The organism is Diaphorobacter ruginosibacter, assembly GCF_014395975.1.
Lineage (GTDB): Bacteria > Pseudomonadota > Gammaproteobacteria > Burkholderiales > Burkholderiaceae_C > Diaphorobacter_A > Diaphorobacter_A ruginosibacter.
In genome coordinates this window covers 3,168,221-3,185,668 of record NZ_CP060714.1, presented here as the reverse complement: position 1 = coordinate 3,185,668, position 17,448 = coordinate 3,168,221, and the positions used below count along the sequence as shown (strand labels likewise).

General features: G+C 66.6%; 18 protein-coding genes. 12 read left to right on the top strand and 6 right to left on the bottom strand.

The window, feature by feature from the left end:
* Positions 1-9: 9 nt before the first annotated feature.
* The 4 genes from H9K76_RS14475 (at position 10) to H9K76_RS14460 (ending at position 4,745) form a co-directional block, all read left to right on the top strand.
* Entirely contained in the window at positions 10-1,239 is a 1,230-nt protein-coding gene (locus tag H9K76_RS14475) for an ABC transporter permease (RefSeq protein WP_187596083.1), read from the top strand.
* A gap of 2 nt (positions 1,240-1,241) precedes the next feature.
* Positions 1,242-2,420, top strand: coding sequence for an ABC transporter permease (locus H9K76_RS14470; protein WP_425489593.1), 1,179 nt, complete (start codon positions 1,242-1,244; stop codon positions 2,418-2,420).
* Between the two features lie 159 nt (positions 2,421-2,579).
* On the top strand, positions 2,580-3,812 hold the full coding sequence (locus tag H9K76_RS14465; RefSeq protein WP_187596082.1) for an ABC transporter substrate-binding protein: 1,233 nt from the start codon (positions 2,580-2,582) through the stop codon (positions 3,810-3,812).
* A gap of 213 nt (positions 3,813-4,025) precedes the next feature.
* A complete protein-coding gene (locus H9K76_RS14460) occupies positions 4,026-4,745 on the top strand; it encodes a DNA/RNA non-specific endonuclease (RefSeq protein ID WP_187596081.1) in 720 nt (239 codons plus the stop codon).
* A gap of 53 nt (positions 4,746-4,798) precedes the next feature.
* On the opposite strand, the gene H9K76_RS14455 is transcribed toward H9K76_RS14460, so the two are convergent.
* Positions 4,799-5,083: a hypothetical protein gene (locus tag H9K76_RS14455; RefSeq protein ID WP_187596080.1), complete on the bottom strand. Its 285-nt coding sequence runs from the start codon at positions 5,081-5,083 to the stop codon at positions 4,799-4,801.
* Positions 5,084-5,366: 283 nt separating this feature from the next.
* On the opposite strand from H9K76_RS14455, the gene H9K76_RS14450 reads away from it, so the two are divergent.
* Together H9K76_RS14450 and chrA are read left to right on the top strand one after the other, a co-directional pair.
* Complete coding sequence (locus H9K76_RS14450; protein WP_187596079.1) at positions 5,367-6,047, top strand: hypothetical protein; 681 nt, start codon at positions 5,367-5,369, stop codon at positions 6,045-6,047.
* A 44-nt stretch (positions 6,048-6,091) separates the two neighbouring features.
* Positions 6,092-7,273: a chromate efflux transporter gene (gene chrA, locus H9K76_RS14445; protein WP_187596078.1), complete on the top strand. Its 1,182-nt coding sequence runs from the start codon at positions 6,092-6,094 to the stop codon at positions 7,271-7,273.
* 46 nt (positions 7,274-7,319) lie between these two features.
* On the opposite strand, the gene H9K76_RS14440 is transcribed toward chrA, so the two are convergent.
* The 4 genes from H9K76_RS14440 to putA form a co-directional block, all read right to left on the bottom strand.
* The gene (locus H9K76_RS14440) at positions 7,320-7,733 is read right to left on the bottom strand and encodes a YeeE/YedE family protein (protein ID WP_187596077.1); all 414 of its coding nucleotides are present in this window, start codon (positions 7,731-7,733) and stop codon (positions 7,320-7,322) included.
* Between the two features lie 32 nt (positions 7,734-7,765).
* Positions 7,766-8,212: a YeeE/YedE family protein gene (locus H9K76_RS14435; protein WP_187596076.1), complete on the bottom strand. Its 447-nt coding sequence runs from the start codon at positions 8,210-8,212 to the stop codon at positions 7,766-7,768.
* A 218-nt stretch (positions 8,213-8,430) separates the two neighbouring features.
* On the bottom strand, positions 8,431-9,246 hold the full coding sequence (locus H9K76_RS14430; protein ID WP_187596075.1) for a TlpA disulfide reductase family protein: 816 nt from the start codon (positions 9,244-9,246) through the stop codon (positions 8,431-8,433).
* Between the two features lie 130 nt (positions 9,247-9,376).
* Positions 9,377-13,132, bottom strand: a complete 3,756-nt coding sequence (gene putA, locus H9K76_RS14425; RefSeq protein ID WP_187596074.1) for a trifunctional transcriptional regulator/proline dehydrogenase/L-glutamate gamma-semialdehyde dehydrogenase — start codon at positions 13,130-13,132, stop codon at positions 9,377-9,379.
* 110 nt (positions 13,133-13,242) lie between these two features.
* Between putA and H9K76_RS14420 the strand changes: the two genes are divergently transcribed.
* The 6 genes from H9K76_RS14420 (at position 13,243) to arfB (ending at position 16,681) form a co-directional block, all read left to right on the top strand.
* On the top strand, positions 13,243-13,707 hold the full coding sequence (locus H9K76_RS14420; RefSeq protein ID WP_425489592.1) for an Lrp/AsnC ligand binding domain-containing protein: 465 nt from the start codon (positions 13,243-13,245) through the stop codon (positions 13,705-13,707).
* Between the two features lie 112 nt (positions 13,708-13,819).
* A complete protein-coding gene (locus tag H9K76_RS14415) occupies positions 13,820-14,155 on the top strand; it encodes a hypothetical protein (protein WP_187596072.1) in 336 nt (111 codons plus the stop codon).
* Between the two features lie 245 nt (positions 14,156-14,400).
* Positions 14,401-14,760, top strand: a complete 360-nt coding sequence (locus H9K76_RS14410; protein WP_187596071.1) for a hypothetical protein — start codon at positions 14,401-14,403, stop codon at positions 14,758-14,760.
* 174 nt (positions 14,761-14,934) lie between these two features.
* A complete protein-coding gene (gene aroQ, locus H9K76_RS14405) occupies positions 14,935-15,390 on the top strand; it encodes a type II 3-dehydroquinate dehydratase (protein WP_187596070.1) in 456 nt (151 codons plus the stop codon).
* A gap of 2 nt (positions 15,391-15,392) precedes the next feature.
* Complete coding sequence (locus tag H9K76_RS14400) at positions 15,393-16,271, top strand: alpha/beta fold hydrolase (RefSeq protein ID WP_187600649.1); 879 nt, start codon at positions 15,393-15,395, stop codon at positions 16,269-16,271.
* Complete coding sequence (gene arfB, locus H9K76_RS14395; protein WP_187596069.1) at positions 16,271-16,681, top strand: alternative ribosome rescue aminoacyl-tRNA hydrolase ArfB; 411 nt, start codon at positions 16,271-16,273, stop codon at positions 16,679-16,681. Before H9K76_RS14400 ends, arfB begins: the two co-directional genes overlap by 1 nt.
* A 30-nt stretch (positions 16,682-16,711) precedes the next feature.
* On the opposite strand, the gene H9K76_RS14390 is transcribed toward arfB, so the two are convergent.
* Positions 16,712-17,398 (bottom strand): YoaK family protein, encoded by a 687-nt coding sequence (locus H9K76_RS14390; protein WP_187596068.1) that lies wholly within the window; start codon positions 17,396-17,398, stop codon positions 16,712-16,714.
* Between the last annotated feature and the right edge of the window lie 50 nt (positions 17,399-17,448).

Genomic DNA, 17,448 nt, shown 5'->3' with positions numbered 1-17,448 from the left:
AACCAGCGCATGACGAATCCCATGCTTGCCAGCATGCGCCGCGACGGGCGGCTGCTGCGCGGCCGTCCCTGGGATCTGGCCATGATCACCTGGGTACCGTTGCTGGCCGTGATGCTGCTGGCATGGATGTTCTCCGCGGGCCTGCCGCACCGTTTGCCAGTGGCCGTCTGGGACCAGGACCACAGCAGCCTGTCGCGCCAGCTGGTGCGCATGCTCGAGGCCACTCCGGGGCTGGCCGTGCGTGCGCAGGTGCTCAATGCCTCGGAGGCGCAATGGGAACTGCAGTCGATGGCGTCGTACGCAGTGGTGCAGATACCGCCGGGTTTTGCGCAGGATGTGAAACGTGGCCGGGCGGCCGACGTGGTGCTGATGCACAACGCCCAGTTGTCCACGCATTCGAGCCTGATCCAGCGCGATGTGCGGCAGGTGGTCGGCACCCTGTCGGCGGGCGTGGAGATGCAGGCGCGCGCCAAGCGCGGCGACCCGCGCCAGGCGCTTGCGGTGCGCATGGAGCCGGTGCGCACCAGTCTTGTGTCGCTCTTCAACATCTCGACGAACTATGAGCAATTCCTGGCGGCCGCGCTGATCCCGGCGCTGCTGCATATCCTGGGCATGACCGCAGGGGCCTGGAGCGTGGGCCGCGAGTTGCGCGACCACACCCTGGGTGAATGGATGGACGAGGCCGCGAATGGGCCACCCAATGGACAACCTGATGGGAAACGTCATGGCCGACCCGCCGGTGCGGCCACCGTGCTGGGGGCGCTTGCGGGCAAGCTGGCGCTGCCCTGGCTGAGCCTGACGCTGTGCGGCCTGCTTGCATTGCTGTGGCTCACGGTGGGGCGAGGCTGGGTCGTGGCGGGCAGCTTCTCGTGGGTGGGACTTGCGCTGGCCGCGCTCGTGGCCGTGAGCCTGGCCATGGGGGCCCTGCTCGCGGCGCTCACCCTGTCGCTGCGCACGGCGCTCTCGGGTGCGGGGCTGCTTTCGGCGCCGGCCTTTGCATTCAGCGGCGTGGGATTTCCGCTGCTGGGCATGCCGGCATCGGCGCGCGGCTGGGCGGTGTCCATGCCCTACACCCACTATGCACGGCTGCAGCTGGAGCAGTTCCAGATGGGGGCGCCCATCGTGCAGAGCCTGCCGACCCTCTGCAGCCTGGTACTGGCCACGCTGGTGTTGATGCTGCTGGCCACGGCGGGTGTCATGAGGGGCCTCCGGCGGCCCGACAAATGGGGAGGGCGCTGAGCATGATGGCGGACCGTCCTTCCTCTCGTTCCTCGTTCCTGCGCGCCTTCCTGGATGCACTGCGCGCCGTGGCGGGCGACAAGGGCGTGCTCATGCTGCTCATCGGTGCCCCGGTGCTCTACGGTTTTTTCTACCCCTGGTTCTACAGCCTGGAAGTGGTGCAGCGCGTGCCCGTGGCGGTGGTGCAGCAGGATGGCAGCGGGCTTGCGCGGCAGATGCTGCGCTTTGCGGAGGCCAGCCCGCGCATCGAGGTGGTCCTCACGACCGGCGACGAGGCCGAGGCGCAGCAGGCGCTGCTGCGCGGCGAGGTCATGGGCTATGCACTGCTGCCCCCGGACCTGAAGCGGGATGTGGTGCGCACGCAGAAGGTGGTGGTGCCCGTCTACGCGAACGGCGCCTATCCGCTGGTGGCCAAGCAGGTGCAGTACGGCTTTGCCGAGGCGGTCGGCACGGTGTCGGCGGGCATCGAACTGCGGCGCCTGGGGGCTGCCGGGCAGAGCCGCCTGCAGGCGGCAAGCAGCCGCTCGCCGATCAACCTGCAGATGGAGGCGCTGTTCAATCCCACCGAGGGCTACGGAAGCTTCGTGGTGGCGGCCGTGGCGGTTCTGATCCTGCAGCAGACCCTGCTGATGGGCGGTGCGCTGCTCGTGGGCACCTGGCGCGAGCGCGGCGAGGCCGCGGCGCCGGTGCGCATCTGGCTGGCGCGGCTGCTGGCGCTGTGCGCGCTGGGCTGGCTCTCGGGTCTGTATTACTTCGGCTGGATGTTCGTGTGGCACGACTTCCCCCGTGGCGGCAATCCGCTCGGGGCCTTGCTGCTGCTCGCGGTGTTCGTGCCCGCCGTCGCGGGCCTGGGCGTGCTGCTGGGCTGGTGGTTCGCCAACCGCGAGCGAGCGATGCAGGTGCTGCTCTTCACCTCGATCCCCCTGGCCTTCCTGGGCGGCTTCAGCTGGCCCGCCGAGGCGTTGCCGACCATCCTGCAATGGCTGCGCTGGCTGTCGCCGAGCACGGCGGCCATCCAGGCATCGTTGCGGCTCAACCAGATGGGAGCCCCCGCGCAGGCCGCGGCCTTCCACCTGTCCGTGCTGCTGGCCCTGGCGCTGGCAAGCTGGCTGGCCGTGCTGTGGGTGGGGCGCCGCAGGGCCGGTGCCGGTACGGCAGGGCACATAGGGCGGCCGGACTAGGGTTTGTGCCCTCCCGGAATCGCTGCTTATCGTCCGATGCGACGATAGGCACGCCCGAGGCTTCTTCTGACAATGCGTGCATGCAGGCCGTTCAAGGCGCAGACAGGGCTTGAATGGCCGCCGGCTTACCCCATGCTCGTTCAATTCAGGAGACACCACATGCCGTACAGGGCCCCTTCCACATTGCGCCTCGTTGCCGTCCACCTGGCGCTTGCCGCGTTCACCCAGCACGCGGTCGCGCAGACGAAGAGCATCTCTGACGACGAGGTGCGGATCGGCGTTCTCACGGACCTCTCGGGCGTCTATTCCGATGCAAGCGGCAGGGGATCGGTGCTGGCCGCGCAGATGGCGATCGACGACTTTGTTGCGCAGAACAAGCCCAGCTTCAAGATCAAGCTGCTGTCGGCGGACATGCAGCTCAAGCCGGACATCGGCGCATCGATCGCGCGTACGTGGTTCGACCGCGAGGGGGTGGACATGATCACCGACCTGCCTTCGTCGGCCGTCACGCTGGCCGTGATGAACCTGGCGGTCGAGAAGAACAAGGTGGTCATCCCGACAGGGCCGGCCTCGCTGCGCATCACCAACGAGGACTGCAACGCGACGACCATGCACTGGGCCTATGATGAGTACTCGCAGGGCCAGGGGACGGCGCGTGCCATCACCGAAGGCGGCAAGAAGAACTGGTACTTCATCGAGGCCGACTACGCGGGCGGCAAGGCCCTGCGCGGCGGGTTCGAGGAGGCGATCAAGAATGCCGGCGGCAAGGTGCTGGGCGGCTCCAAGCATGCCCTGGGCGCGGCGGACTTCTCCTCGCAGATCGTGCAGGCGCAGAGCTCGAAGGCCGACGTCATCGGCCTGGCCAATGCGGCGGGCGACACGGCCAACGTGATCAAGCAGGCGGCTGAGTTCGGCGTCACGCCCAAGCAGGTGCTCGCCGCTTCGCTGATCCACATCACCGAGATCCACGGCATCGGCTTGAAGACGGCCAAGGGCCTGTACCTGACCGATGGCTTCTACTGGGACCGCAACGATGCCTCCCGTGCCTGGTCGCAGCGATTCTTCGACCAGCGCAAGAAAATGCCCACCATCGTGCAGGCAGGCACCTATTCCGCCGTGCTGCATTACCTGAAGGGCGTGCAGGCAGCCGGCACCGACGAGGCCAAGGCAACGGTGGCCGCGATGAAGAAACTGCCGGTGAACGACGTGTTCGCTGAAAACGGCCGCATCCGCGACGATGGCCGCATGGTGCACGACATGTACCTCTACGAGGTCAAGTCGCCGGAGGAGTCGACCAAGCCCTGGGACTACTACAAGCTGAAGGCCGTGATTCCGGCAGACAAGGCATTCAGGCCCATCGAGCAGAGCAGCTGCAAGCTGGTGAAGAAGTAGGCGGCCCGGTGCTCCGTGCATCCCAGGGGCTCTGGCCCCGGGTGCATCGATCCCGGAACGTCGGGGCCGGTGGCCCGCAAGGTGAGCGTGGACAGTTGACGCGAGACACCTGGACTCTAAACAAGCCTTGAGCACAAGACAGGCAAGTCAAATTTGCCGTCGTCGCGTATTGAGATAGGTCATGAGCGCGTCATATTGACGCATACTCATGGAATGCGTTTTTCTCTTCTGGGAGCGGTATCGCTCCTGTCTGTTTCATGGGCCTTGCTGCCGGCGGCCCACGCCGAATCCTTTGCGGATTGTCCGCAGTTCTTTCCCGCCAAACCCCCGGCAGTCACCCAGTTCCAGCGGTTGCGCGAGCTGTGCTTCAACGAATTCGCCGTGCTGCATTCGGGCGAAACCAAGACACCGGTCTATGTCGTGCAGCGGCTGAATGCGCGCAAGCTCGAGCAGGGCGCGAACATCAAGCGCAAGGACAGGTTCTACCCCGAGGCGCGGCTGCCGTCGGCCGACAGGGCGCAGCTCGACGACTACAAGCGCTCGGGCTTTTCGCGCGGCCACATGGCTGCGGCAGGGGACATGAGCACCGAGGAAGGCAAGGCGCAGACGTTCTCGCTGGCCAACATGGTGCCGCAGGACCCCAAGCACAACGGCGGCGCCTGGGGGCGCATCGAGCAGGACACGCGGCGCTACATCCGCCGCGCGGGCGGAGATGTGTTCGTGATCACCGGGCCGGTGTTCGGTGATGCGCGGCAGACCATCGGCGCAGGCAGGGTGCGTGTGCCGCAGGCGCTGTTCAAGCTTGTGTACGACCCGGGGACGGGAAAGAGCTGGGTGCACTGGCAGCAGAACGCGGCCGATACGCGCGTGACCGAGCCGATCAGCTACGCGGAGTTCGTGCGCCGCACCGGGCTGGAATTCCTGCGCGACTGATTGAATGTTGGACTGACAGAACGCCCGCAGACCGCGCGGGCGGCTGTTCCTCGTCAGCGCTTGTCGCTGCCTGGTTGCTCGCTCGGAAGGGCCTTGGGGGCAGCGGTCTTGTCGATGAGGGTGCAATCGTCGCCCGCCGGTGTGAAAACGAGGTGCGCACCCGGGGCGAAGCGTTTCCGGATGGCCTCGGCCACGGGCTGGCGCATGTCGATGGGGCTTTGCGTGTCCTGGAAAATCAGCTGGTTGTCGCGGTCGTAGACCGAATAGCATTGCGCGTTGGCCAGCGTCGGCGCGATGCCGGCTGCCATCAGCGCCATGGCGCTCAAGAACTTGCCCATCTTCTCATTCCCCTGTGGTCTGGTTTTGGTTTTGATGTTGGTGGCCCGCCGGTCCTGCGCATGCGCCAAGGCGGCGCAGCCTCGGGCGTGGCTGGATATGTTTGATTCTATGGATTAGCGAAACAAGTTGTGGCAAATCCGACATGAAATCCGGTCAATTGGCAAATGGCCAGGCTGCCTTGGGGCGACGCAGAGTCTTCTATGATCCATGTCTGTCGGGGAGCATTGACGGCTCCCGTTCTGGCCTGCGCCCGGGGCGCGGGTGAGTGAAGAGGAGCAATCTATGAAACCAAGGCTGACAGCTGCGTTTGGCGCTGTGGGTGTTGCGGCCATGCTGGTGTTGACCGGCTGTGCGGGCAGCAGTGAGAAAAAAGTCGAGAAAGGCATCGCGGCGCAGATCAAGCAGGATGTCACCCCCTCGGGCGACAAGCTGGTGTCCGTGCAGCCGTATCGCGTGAGCTGCAACCTGGGGCAGAGCCAGGTGCAGACCACCTACCAATGCCCGGTGATCGGAGCGGACTGGACCAGCGCCCGTGCCGGCATCGCCCGGCTGACCATCGGCGTGCCCAATGTGAAGGATGTCAACGTGACGGGGGCGGACTTTCACTTCGGCTCGAGCGAGGTGATCCGCGTGCGCAGCAAGTCCTCGGTTCAGCCGGAAGGAAGCAGCTACCCTGCGACGTCGTTCGATGTGCCGCTGACGTTCGTCGAGAAGCTGGCCTACAGCCCGCGCAGTTGGGTGCGTGTCTACACGGGAGAGCGCTTCTCCGATGCGAACATCAACACGGGCGAGGAGACCGGCAAGGCCGTGGAGTCGCTGGCCTATTTCATGAAGTCGGTGGATGAGGTGAGCGGCCGCACTCCCAGCCCGGCGGCCAAGGGCGGAGGCCTGTTCGATCGCCTGGGCATCGGCGGCGACGAGGGCTCGTCGGGCGGCGGCGTCGAGGGAATGCATCCGCGCTGAGCACCTCGACATGAGGCACCGGGTGCAGTGGAGGGGGAGTTCTGATGCTTGAGGTGTTCCTGGTGTTCCTGCGCCTGGGGATCACCTCGTTCGGAGGCCCCGTTGCGCATCTCGGATATTTCCGGCAGGAGTTCGTCGAGCGGCGAGGGTGGCTGGACGACCGCCGCTATTCCGATCTGGTCGCCCTGTGCCAGTTCCTGCCCGGCCCCGCCAGCAGCCAGCTGGGCATGGCGCTGGGCCAGCTGCGCGCGGGCTATGGGGGCGCGGTGGCGGCATGGCTGGGATTCACATTGCCCTCTGCCGTACTGATGGTGCTGTTTGCATTCGGTGCCACGCGGTGGGTGGGCATCGCCTCGTCGGGCGTGGTGCATGGATTGAAGGTGGTGGCCGTGGCCGTGGTGGCGCAGGCGGTGCTTGGCATGTCCCGCACGCTGTGCCCCGACCGCGCGAGGGCGGGGATCGCGATGGGTGCCGCGCTGCTGGTGCTGCTCGTACCTGGCGCGCTGGCGCAGGCGGGAGCCATGGTGGTCGGCGCGGTGCTGGGCTGGTGGATGGTGCCGGCGGCCTCGTCGGAACCCGGTGGCGACGCCATACCGGCAACCCGGGGCAGGGGCATCGCCGTCGCGCTGCTGGTCATTTTCATGGGGCTTCTGCTGGCACTGCCCGCTGCCGCCATGCTGTGGCCGGGCACCATCTGGCCGGTGGCGGCCGATTTCTATCGGGCCGGCTCGCTGGTCTTTGGCGGCGGGCACGTGGTGCTGCCGTTGCTGCAGACGGCGGTGGTACCGCAGGGGCTGATGGGCAACGACGTCTTTCTGGCGGGCTATGGCGCGGCGCAGGCGGTGCCGGGACCGTTGTTCACCCTGGCTGCGTACCTCGGGGCGGCGCTGCCTGTTTCCATGCAGTTCCTGGGCGGCTGGGGTTCGGCTCTGGTGCTGCTGGTGGCGATCTTTCTGCCGGCGTTCCTGCTCGTGATGGGTGCGTTGCCGTTCTGGGACGCACTGCGTCACCGGCGCGGCGTGCAGCGGGTCATGGCGGGGGTGAACGCCGCCGTTGTGGGGGTGCTTCTGGCCGCGCTGTATGACCCGGTATGGACCAGCGCCATCCATTCACGCGCGGACTTCGCGCTGGCGCTTGCCTCGTTCGGTGGCCTGGTGCTGGCACGCTGGTCGCCGGTGGTGGTCGTGCTGCTGGCGGCTGCGGCAGGTGCGCTGATGGCCTGGTGACCGGGGGTGGGGGAAGAACACTTCCCCGGGCCTTGTCCTTCTTTTCCTACTTGCGTGCCCAGGTGTGCTGCAGCAGCATGCCGACGATCATGGAGATGACGAAGATCGTCACCTCCTTGTGGAAGGTGAGCAGGTTCATCAGCGCGGGGCCCGGGCAGAAACCGGCAATGCCCCAGCCGATGCCGAACATGGCGGCGCCCAGCAGCAGGCGCGTGTCGATCTTGGTTGCGGTAGGCAGCTGCATCGGCTCGCCGAGCAGTGCCGTCTTGCGGCGCCGTGCCCAGGCGAAGGCGACCAGGCCAACGGCGATCGCGCCGACCATCACCAGCGCGAGCGAAGGGTCCCAGGTGCCGAAGAAGTCCAGGAAATTCTGGACCTTGGCCGGGTTGCCCATGCCCGAGAGAATCAGGCCCAGGCCGAAGACCAGGCCGGCGAGGAGTGCGAAAAGGATGGAGAGCATGGCGTGTCTTTCCCTGAAGGTAGATGCAGAGGTCAGTTCAGGACGTGGCGCATCACGAACACGGTGAGCGCGCCGAAGAACATGAAGGTGAGCGTGGCGGCCAGCGAGCGCGGAGACAGCCGTGAGAGCCCGCAGACACCATGCCCGCTGGTGCAGCCCGAACCCAGGCGCGTGCCAAAGCCCACCAGCAGGCCCGCCAGCACGATGAGGCGCGGGTTGTCCGGCAACTCGATGGCGGGAAGCGGGGCGAACAGCTGGTAGACAAGGGGCGAGGCCAGCAATCCGCCCAGGAATGCCACGCGCCAGCCCCAGGCGAAGTGGTGCGCCCAGGCATCGCGCTGCATCAGCGTTCCCAGGATGCCGCTGATGCCCGCGATGCGGCCGATCATCACGATCAGGATCGCGCTGGCCACGCCGATCAGAACGCCGCCCGCAAGGGCGGTGGCGGGTTGAAACGAGTCCCAGAGGATGTGGGTCATGAACGCGCTCCTTTCGCGCAAAAGTGTCGGTAAGGGTCGGTAAGGGTCGGTGAATGTGCTGGATCGGGCCCGGGAATCGCGCAAGGTCGCGTTCCGCGCGCTCCCGAACTGGCCGCTGTGCTGAATATATCGCCGGATCCCTGTCACAGGATCAGGTTGCAGGCACGCGCGGCTCTCGGTGAGCTCTCGGTGCCTCAGCGCCTCAACCCATCAACACTTCAGCGTGTGCGCGCGATCTGCTCCATGTGCTGCGCAAGCGTGGCATGCGACAGTTCACCCGAACGGATCGCCACCTGCCGCCCCTCGGCGTTGAAGAACAGCGTGGTCGGCAGCGCACGCTGTTGCAGCATGCGGCCCAGGCCCTCCTCGGTGTCCATCAGCACATCCGATGGCGACAGGCCGATCTGCTGGATGTAGCGCAGCACCGCTTCGGGCTTCTCGCCCTGGTTCACCCACAGAAAACGCACGTCGGGATGTGCCTTCTGCGCCGCGAGCAATGCGGGCATCTCGCGCCGGCAAGGCGGGCACCAGGTGGCCCAGAGATTGACGACCACCGGCTGGCCCTTGAGCGAGGGCAGCGACAACGTGCTTGCGTCCAGCGCCACGGCCTGGAATTCGGGGAGTTGGGCATTCCGCGGCGAGAGCGCCGTGAGCAGGCCGCCCGCGCCGAGCCAGATCGCGGCAAACGCGACGACACCGGCAGTCACCGCCTTGGCGGCGGCGTGATGCCAGATCCAGAGGGCGAGGGCATAAACGCCGATGGCCACGAGGCCCGCGACGGGCTCCCAGCCGCCGTCGCGGATGTCGATGATGCTCAGGGGATTGCCGGCATAGGCGGACGCGTATTGCACGACGAACGCAAGCCGCGCTGCAGCCAAGCCGATCAGCGCGGTTGCCCAGCTGTGAAACTCCGCCTTGAGGCCCTGCCGGCGCGCAAGCCATCCGCAGAGCCAGGTCGCGGCGAAGTAGCCCGCCAGAAAAACGATGAAGGCCCACGGAAGAACGAGTGGACCGAGTTGCAGTGTGTGCCCCATGCGCAGTGATACCTGAAGATGATGAAGGAGGCTCCCTCTTTCTCTTCAAAGGAGGGAGCCCCGGAGCATATCGACCACGGCAAGTCCACTTGGTTCCCTTTTGAAGGGCCAAGGCGGGCGGGCAGGGGGATCAGGCCAGCGTCATCAGGCTGGCGTTGCCGCCGGCCGCCGCCGTGTTGATGCTGAGTGCGCGCTCCAGCACCAGCCTCTCCAGCACGACGTTGTCGCCGTCGGCCACATGCGTGACACCGACGATGGCGCCCGGGCGCTGGGCGACGCGCTCGCACAGTTGCTGCAGTGATGTGCCGTTGCCCGCATGGAGGACGGCATCGAAATGGACGGAGTCGCGCGTCCAGTCGTTGGCCAGCACGATGCGCTGCTGCACGGCTTGCGGCAGCTGCGCGTGAAGCGCCTGTGCCGCGGCGGGCCACAGCGCCCGCGACCCCACCGCCAGCACGGCGCTCAACTGCACCAGCAGGGCGTCGTCGCTGTCGGCGATGCACAGCACCTGCTCGCGCGGCAGCACGCGGTACTCGTTGCGCTCGCCGGTCGGGCCCGGCAGGGTGCAGAGAACGCCGGCGCACGCCGATTGCGCATGCGCGGCACATGCCTGTGCCACGCGCTGGCGACCAGCAGCGCCCGCCCATTCGGCCAGTGCTGCAAGCGGGGCCTGCAATGCCTGCTGCGCGCCGGCATCCGGTGTCTTCGCGGCGGTACCGGCAAGCGCTGCGCGTGCCGCGCCATCGGGGCGACGCGCCATCAGGCGCAGCATGTACAGCGGCCCTCCGGCCTTCGGGCCGGTGCCGGACAGGCCTTCTCCGCCGAACGGCTGTACGCCGACCACGGCGCCCACGATGTTGCGGTTCACGTAGACATTGCCTGCCTGGGCGCGGTCGACCACCCTGGCGACGGTCTCGTCGATCCGGGTATGCAGGCCCTGGGTGAGGCCGTAGCCCGTGCCGTTGATCTGGTCGAGCAATTGCTCCAGGTTCTCGCGCTCGTAGCGCACGAGGTGCAGCACCGGGCCGAACACCTCGCGGCCCAGTTCGGAAATGCTGTTCAGCGTGATGAGCGTGGGCTTGACGAAGCTGCCTGCCGCGACTTCCGCATCGTCCACCGTGGACTGGTAGACGTCGTGGCCCTTGCCGCGCATGCGCGCGATGTGGGATTCGATGGTGGCGCGTGCGTCCTCGTCGATCACCGGGCCCATGTCCACCGCCAGCCGGGTCGGATTGCCGACATGCAGTTCCTGCATCGCCCCGCACAGCATGGCGCCGACGCGGTCGGCCACGTCGGCCTGCACGCAGAGCACGCGCAGCGCAGAGCAGCGCTGGCCTGCGCTGTCGAAGGCGCTGGACACCACGTCGACCACCACCTGCTCGACCAGCGCGGAGGAGTCCACGATCAGCGCGTTCTGCCCTCCGGTTTCCGCGATCAGCGGGATGGGCTGGCCGTGCGCATCGAAGCGGCCCGCGAGGTTGCGCTGCAGGATGCGTGCAACTTCGGTGGAGCCGGTGAACATCACGCCCATCACGCGCGCATCGCCCACCAGCTGCGCGCCCACGGTTTCACCGCGGCCCGGCAGCAGTTGCACGGCAGCCTGCGGGACGCCTGCGCGATGCAGGAGGCGCACCGCGCTCGCAGCGATCAGCGGCGTCTGCTCGGCCGGCTTGGCGAGCACGGTGTTGCCCGCGGCCAGCGCGGCGCACACCTGGCCCATGAAGATGGCCAGCGGGAAATTCCACGGGCTGATGCAGGTGACCGGCCCGAGCGGCACGCAGCCCGGCGCCTCCTGTTCCAGCAGCCGTGCCTGCGCGGCGTAGTAGCGCAGGAAGTCCACCGCCTCGCGCACTTCGGCCACGGCGTTGGCGGCCGTCTTGCCGGCCTCGCGCATGGTGAGGGCGACCAGCGGCAGGAGTTCGGATTCCAGCAGGTCGGCCGCGCGCTGCAGCATGTCCGCACGTTCGGACGGTGCCGTGGCGGCCCATGCGGGCTGTGCGGCCTGGGCTGCGCGCAGCGCGGCATCGACATCACTCGCCGATGCCTCCTGCACCTGGCCGATGATCTCGCTGCGATCCGAGGGGTTGGTGACGGCCGTCACCAGACCGCCGCCATCGTGGCCGGCCGTCCTGTCCCCGACCATCGGTGTCGCACTGTGGGGCTGCGCCGCGCTGGCACGCAGTGCCGCATCGATGTCGGCCAGCACGAATTCGCTGGACAGGTCGATGCCCGCCGAGTTGCGGCGAGCGGCACCGTACAGCGCGGGCGGCAGGGGAATGCGCGGGTGGGGCAGGGCGACGCCGCCCTCGTTCTTCGCGTCCGCATCGACCGTGGCGACCGGGTTCTCGATCAGTGTCTCGAGCGGCAGCGTGGCATCGGCCACGCGGTTCACGAACGAGGTGTTGGCGCCGTTTTCCAGCAGGCGGCGCACCAGGTAGGCCAGCAGTGTCTCGTGCGTGCCCACCGGCGCATACACGCGGCAGGGACGGCCCAGCTTGCCCTTGGCGGCCTGGCCGACCACCTGCTCGTACAGCGGCTCGCCCATGCCGTGCAGGCACTGGAATTCATATTGGCCGGGCTGGTACGTGGCCGGCTCCGCCATGGTGAAGATGGTGGCCAGCGTCTGCGCGTTGTGCGTGGCGAACTGGGGGTAGATCGCATCGGGCGCGGCCAGCAGCTTGCGCGCGCAGGCGATGTAGGACACGTCGGTGTGTGACTTGCGGGTATAGACCGGATAGTCGGCGAGGCCGTCGACCTGCGCGCGCTTGATCTCGCTGTCCCAGTATGCGCCCTTGACCAGGCGCACCATCAGGCGGTGCTGCGTGCGACGTGCCAGATCGATCACGAAATCGATGACGAACGGGCAGCGTTTCTGGTAGGCCTGGATCACGAAGCCGATGCCCTTGAAGCCTGCGAGCGAGGGCTCGTGGCACAGGCGCTCCAGCAGGTCGAGCGAGAGTTCAAGGCGATCGGCCTCCTCGGCATCGATGTTCAGGCCGATGTCGTACCGGCAGGCCAGGTCGGCAAGGCGCAGCACGCGCGGATAGAGCTCTTCCATCACGCGCTGGTGTTGCGCGCGGCTGTAGCGTGGGTGCAGTGCGCTGAGCTTGATCGAGATGCCGGGGCCTTCGTACACGCCGCGTCCGTTCGACGCCTTGCCAATGGCATTGATCGCATCCACGTAGGACTGCATGTAGCGCTCGGCATCCTCGGCCGTCAGTGCGGCCTCGCCCAGCATGTCGTACGAATAGCGGAAGCCCTCGGCCTCCAGTGGCGCGGCATGCTTGAGCGCCTCGGCAATGGTCTCGCCGGTCACGAACTGCTCGCCCATCATGCGCATGGCCATGTCCACGCCCTTGCGGATCAGCGGCTCGCCGCCACGCGCCGTGATGCGGCGCAGCGCGTCCTTGAGACCGCCTTCGCTGTGCGTGCTGACCAGTTTCCCGGTGATCAGCAGTCCCCAGGTCGCGGCATTCACGAACAGCGAGGGGCTCTTGCCGAGATGGCGGTCCCACTCGCCATGGCTGATCTTGTCGCGGATGAGTGCATCGCGCGTGGCGCTGTCGGGAATGCGCAGCAGCGCTTCGGCCAGGCACATCAGCGCAACGCCCTCCTGCGAGGACAGCGCGAACTCCTGCAGCAGGCCCTGCACCAGCCCGGCGCGCCCCTGGTCGGACTTGCGCTCGCGCAGCGTGCCCGCCAGCTGCAGCGCCAGGTCGTGCGCCTGGCGCTGCTGTTCGGCCGGGATGCGTGCCAGGTCGAGCAATGGCGCCAGTGCCTGGGGTTCGGGAATGCGGTACGCGGCGGTGATGTTCTCGCGCAAGGCGCCGTCAGTCTGCGGGCGCGGGGCGAAGGGGGCGGTCATGGTCTGAGCGATGGGTTGCATGATCGGTTTCTAAAACGGAAAGGGGCGATGATGCTTGTTTTTTCATTGAATTAATGTTCAAAATATAGGGTCATTCGATGAATAAATATTTTTAGATTGGATGTTTGGTAGTGGAAATAGATAGGATTGACAGAAAAATACTGCATATCCTTCAAAAGGATGGCCGTATCGCCAATCTCAAGCTCGCGGAAGAGGTCGCGCTGTCCCCGACCGCCGTGCTGGCGCGCGTGCAGCGGCTCACCCGCGACGGCTACATCCTGGGCTATGAGGCGCGGCTCAACCCGCTGTTGCTGGGCGCCGGCATGCTGGTGTTCGTGGAGGTGCTGCTCGACCGCACCACGCCCCATGTGTTCGAGGAGTTCAGCGCGGCGGTGCAGACGCGGCCCGAGATCATGGAGTGCCACATGGTGGCAGGCGGCTTCGACTACCTCCTCAAGACACGGCAGGCCGACATGGAGGCCTATCGCCGCTTCGCGGGCGAGGTGCTGTGGCAACTGCCCGGCGTGCGCGAAACCCGCACCTACGCCGTGATGGAGGAGGTCAAGAACTCCACCCACCTGCATGTCCATGGGTGACCGCCCGGGCTGCTGCGTCCGCCGCCGGTCCGGTTTGACAATAAAAGACTATGGTTTTCAGCGACGAGTTGGCAATAATGAATGACAACACGCATTGAGGAGGTGGTTCCCCATGACGAAGTCTTCGATCCTGCGCCGGGGCGGCTTTCTGGCACTCGCTGCTGCCGGGGTGCTGGCAACAACGCAGGTACAGGCCGCATGCTATGAACTTTACGGCTCCAACCAGCAGCTGATCTACCGTTCGTCCCGCTCACCGGTCGACCTGTCCAAGCCGCTGCACCAGACCGTACCGCGCCTGGCGCCGGGAGCCAGGCTGGTGTTCACGCCCAGCAACCAGGGCTGCGAGATCGAATACAACCGCCTTGAACCCCAGGCCATCGTGGAAATCGAGGGAGACGGCTTCCGCACCGTGAGCCCGCGCAACCCCCGGCGGTCGGGAAAAGGCTGACCGTCCCTGAATAGCAGGGCTTGAATTGTAAGAAAACTTCAACTCCGCAAGGGGGCACCCTCAGGGGAAGCGAGTACCTTGGTTTACCGATGGATACAGCGATGGCAACTTTCAGACACAACATCGCTCCAACAACATGACATCCTAGAAGGCATGTCGCGCGTTAAGGGAACAAACCCTATCGCCGAACCAAGCGAGCAGGATTGCACGGCGAACCGCTCGCCCTTTGTTCCAAGGAGAAATTCATGATCCAACGTCGCTCTCTGTATGCCCTGGCAGCCAGTGCAGGTGTGGCCCTGGCTTTGCTGACAGGCGCCGGTGCGGCTCAGGCGCACGGTGGTGTGTCGTGGTCGGTCGGCATCGGCGTGCCCGGTGTGGCCGTGGGCGTGGCGGCACCGCAACCCTACTATGCTCCGCCCCCGCCGGTCTATTACGCACCGCAGCCGGTTTACGTGCCCCCGCCGCCGGTCTACTACCGTCCCGCCCGTCCCGTGTACTACGCGCCGCCTGTCATGGTTGCGCCTCCAGCCGTCTATATCGGCGGTGGTGGTTACCGCCATGGCCACCGCGGCCACGGACACAGACACGGCCGCCACTGGCGCTGAAGTTTCCGCCCCGCCCTGGCGCAGGGCGGAATCTTCTTTTGATTCGAGCATGCAACGGCCCTGTGGGGCCGTTTTGTCGTGTGCCGCGAACGCATAATGCAGGATCAACGCACACCGGGACCCTGCTGGAGACGCAAGGTCCTCATGCATGACAGAAGAGAAGAAGACGACACCATGACGCAAACCGTTTTTGTCCTCAACGGACCCAATCTGAACCTGCTCGGTACCCGGGAGCCGGCCGTCTACGGGTCGCAGACCCTGGCCGACGTGGAGCGGATCTGCGCGGCAGCCTGCCAGCGCCACGGGTTCGGGCTGGTCTTTCGCCAGAGCAATCATGAGGGCGAGCTGGTGGACTGGATTCACGAGGCCGGCCGCCTGCATGCCGCCGGTTCGCTGCGCGGCCTGGTCCTGAACGCGGCGGCCTATACCCATACCAGCGTGGCCCTGCTCGATGCCGTCAAGGGCACCGGCGTACCCATGATCGAGCTGCACATCAGCAATGTGCATGCGCGCGAGGCGTTCCGCCACCACTCGTTCCTGTCGGCGGCTGCCAAGGCCGTGATGTGCGGCTTTGGCGTAAACGGCTACGGCCTGGCCATCGATGCGATGGCGGGGTGGACGTCGGCGTGACCATGCGCAATGAAACCGTGGCGCAACTGCCCCTGCCGGAACGCGCGCGCAGCCTTGTCTCCGAAGCGACGGTGCATCGCACGCCGAGCGGCGACGGCGATGTGGTCTGGCATGTGTGGGGCACGCTGGCGGACGGCGACCGGCCTCTGGTGCTCTTTCACGGCGGCAGCGGCAGCTGGATGCACTGGATCCGCAACATCCGGGATCTCGTGGCGGCCGGCCGCCAGGTGTGGGCCGTGGACTTGCCGGGCTTTGGCGACTCGGTGGCCCCGCCCGCGGGTAGCGATGCGGATGCCATCATCGAGCCGCTGTGCGAGAGCTTCCGCGCGCTGTTCGGCCCCTGTGCCGTCGACCTGGTGGGGTTTTCCTTCGGCGGCATGACCGCAGGGATGCTGCTTGCTGCGCACCCCGAACTGGCCCGCCAGCTGGTGCTGGTGGGCGCGCCTGCGATGGGCGTGGTGCCCAGGCGGCAGTTCGAGCTCAAGGCATGGCGCCACCTGCCTCCCGAGGAACAGATGAACGCGCACCGCTTCAACCTGGGCGCGCTGATGCTCGGCGATCACTCGCTGATCGAGGGCGAGGCGCTTGCCGTGCATGTGAACAACGTGGTGCGCGACCGCATGCAGCGCAGGCGTCTCGCGCACACCGACATTCTTGCCCGTTCATTGCCGCAGGTGAGCTGCCCTGTGCATGCAATCTATGGCGCCAACGATTCGCTCTACAAGGAGTGGATCAGCGTGCTCGCTCGGGCATATGAGGATGCGGCTCCCGATTTCAGGGGCTTCGAGCTGATTGCCGACAGCGGCCACTGGGTGCAGTTCGAGCGCCCCGAGGCCTTCCTCAGGGCCTTGCTCGCCGCGTTGGCGGACGGTGCCGACTGATGGTGGTGCGCGTGCAGGTCGACGAGCGCGAGGTGGACATCAAGGCCATTCGAGCGCAGGGGGCGGGCGGCCAGAACGTGAACAAGGTCTCGAGCGCCGTTCACCTGCGCTTTGACGTGGCGGCCTCGTCGCTGCCCGACGAGATCAAGGAGCGGCTGCTGGCGCTCAGCGACCAGCGGCTCACGCAGGACGGGGTCATCGTCATCAAGGCCCAGCAATACCGGACCCAGGAAGCCAACCGGCTCGATGCGCTGGGCCGCCTGCAGGAACTGGTGGACAGCGTGGCGGAGGTGCGCCGCGCCCGCCGCGCAACGAAGCCCACCTGGTCCTCGCGGCAACGGCGCCTCGAAGGCAAGTCGCAGCGTTCTGGCGTCAAGGCCCTGCGCGGCAAGGTGCGCGGAGCGGACTGAGCTCGCGCCGCGCGGGCCATCCTCCTCGATTCACGCCCCGCGCGCAAAGCACGCGCTCAACAGCGACACCGCAGGCGGTATTGCAAAGCACCACATGCCGAAGAAGTAGTAGGCCAGTGCGCCCAATGCACAGCCCAGGGCAAAGATGGCGATGGCGGGCAGCATCTTGTGCAGTTGCGCCATGGCCGAGGCGCGTGTCTCTCCCTGCACGCCCTGCAGCAGGTCGGCCAGATTGATCATCACCTGGGTGGTGTTGCCGGTCATGAGCGTGGACGGCGGCATGCTGCCCAGGTGGATGCGCTGCATGGCGTTCTGCACCGCCATCGCTCCGACCATGAGCATGCCGGCCACGAAGGCGGGCAGGGCATTGGCGTCCTGGAAAGGCCCGAGCCCGATCATCATCGCTGCGGCAGCGAGCAGAAGCAGCGTCTTTGCCGTGATGAGCCAGCGCATGGGCGTGGCAGCGCCGCGTCCCGCGAGTGCGTTGCTGGCGAGGCGCGCGAGCATCACGAACAGGCAGAACACCGGCAGCGCCATCAGCTTGGACAATGCCCCGGATGTACCGTTGATCAACGAGGCGCCGAGCGTGACGAAGTTTCCGGTGACGTGGGCCGTGAACAGGCCATTGAGCGCGAGAAAGCCCACCGTGTCGACATAGCCCGCGTTGAAGCCGAGAAGGCCGGTAAGCGTGGTGGGCTGCGGATTTCCTGTGTTCATGCGTGATCCTCCTGCTGGAGATGGCGAATGGAAGTGGTGGAGAAGGCTGG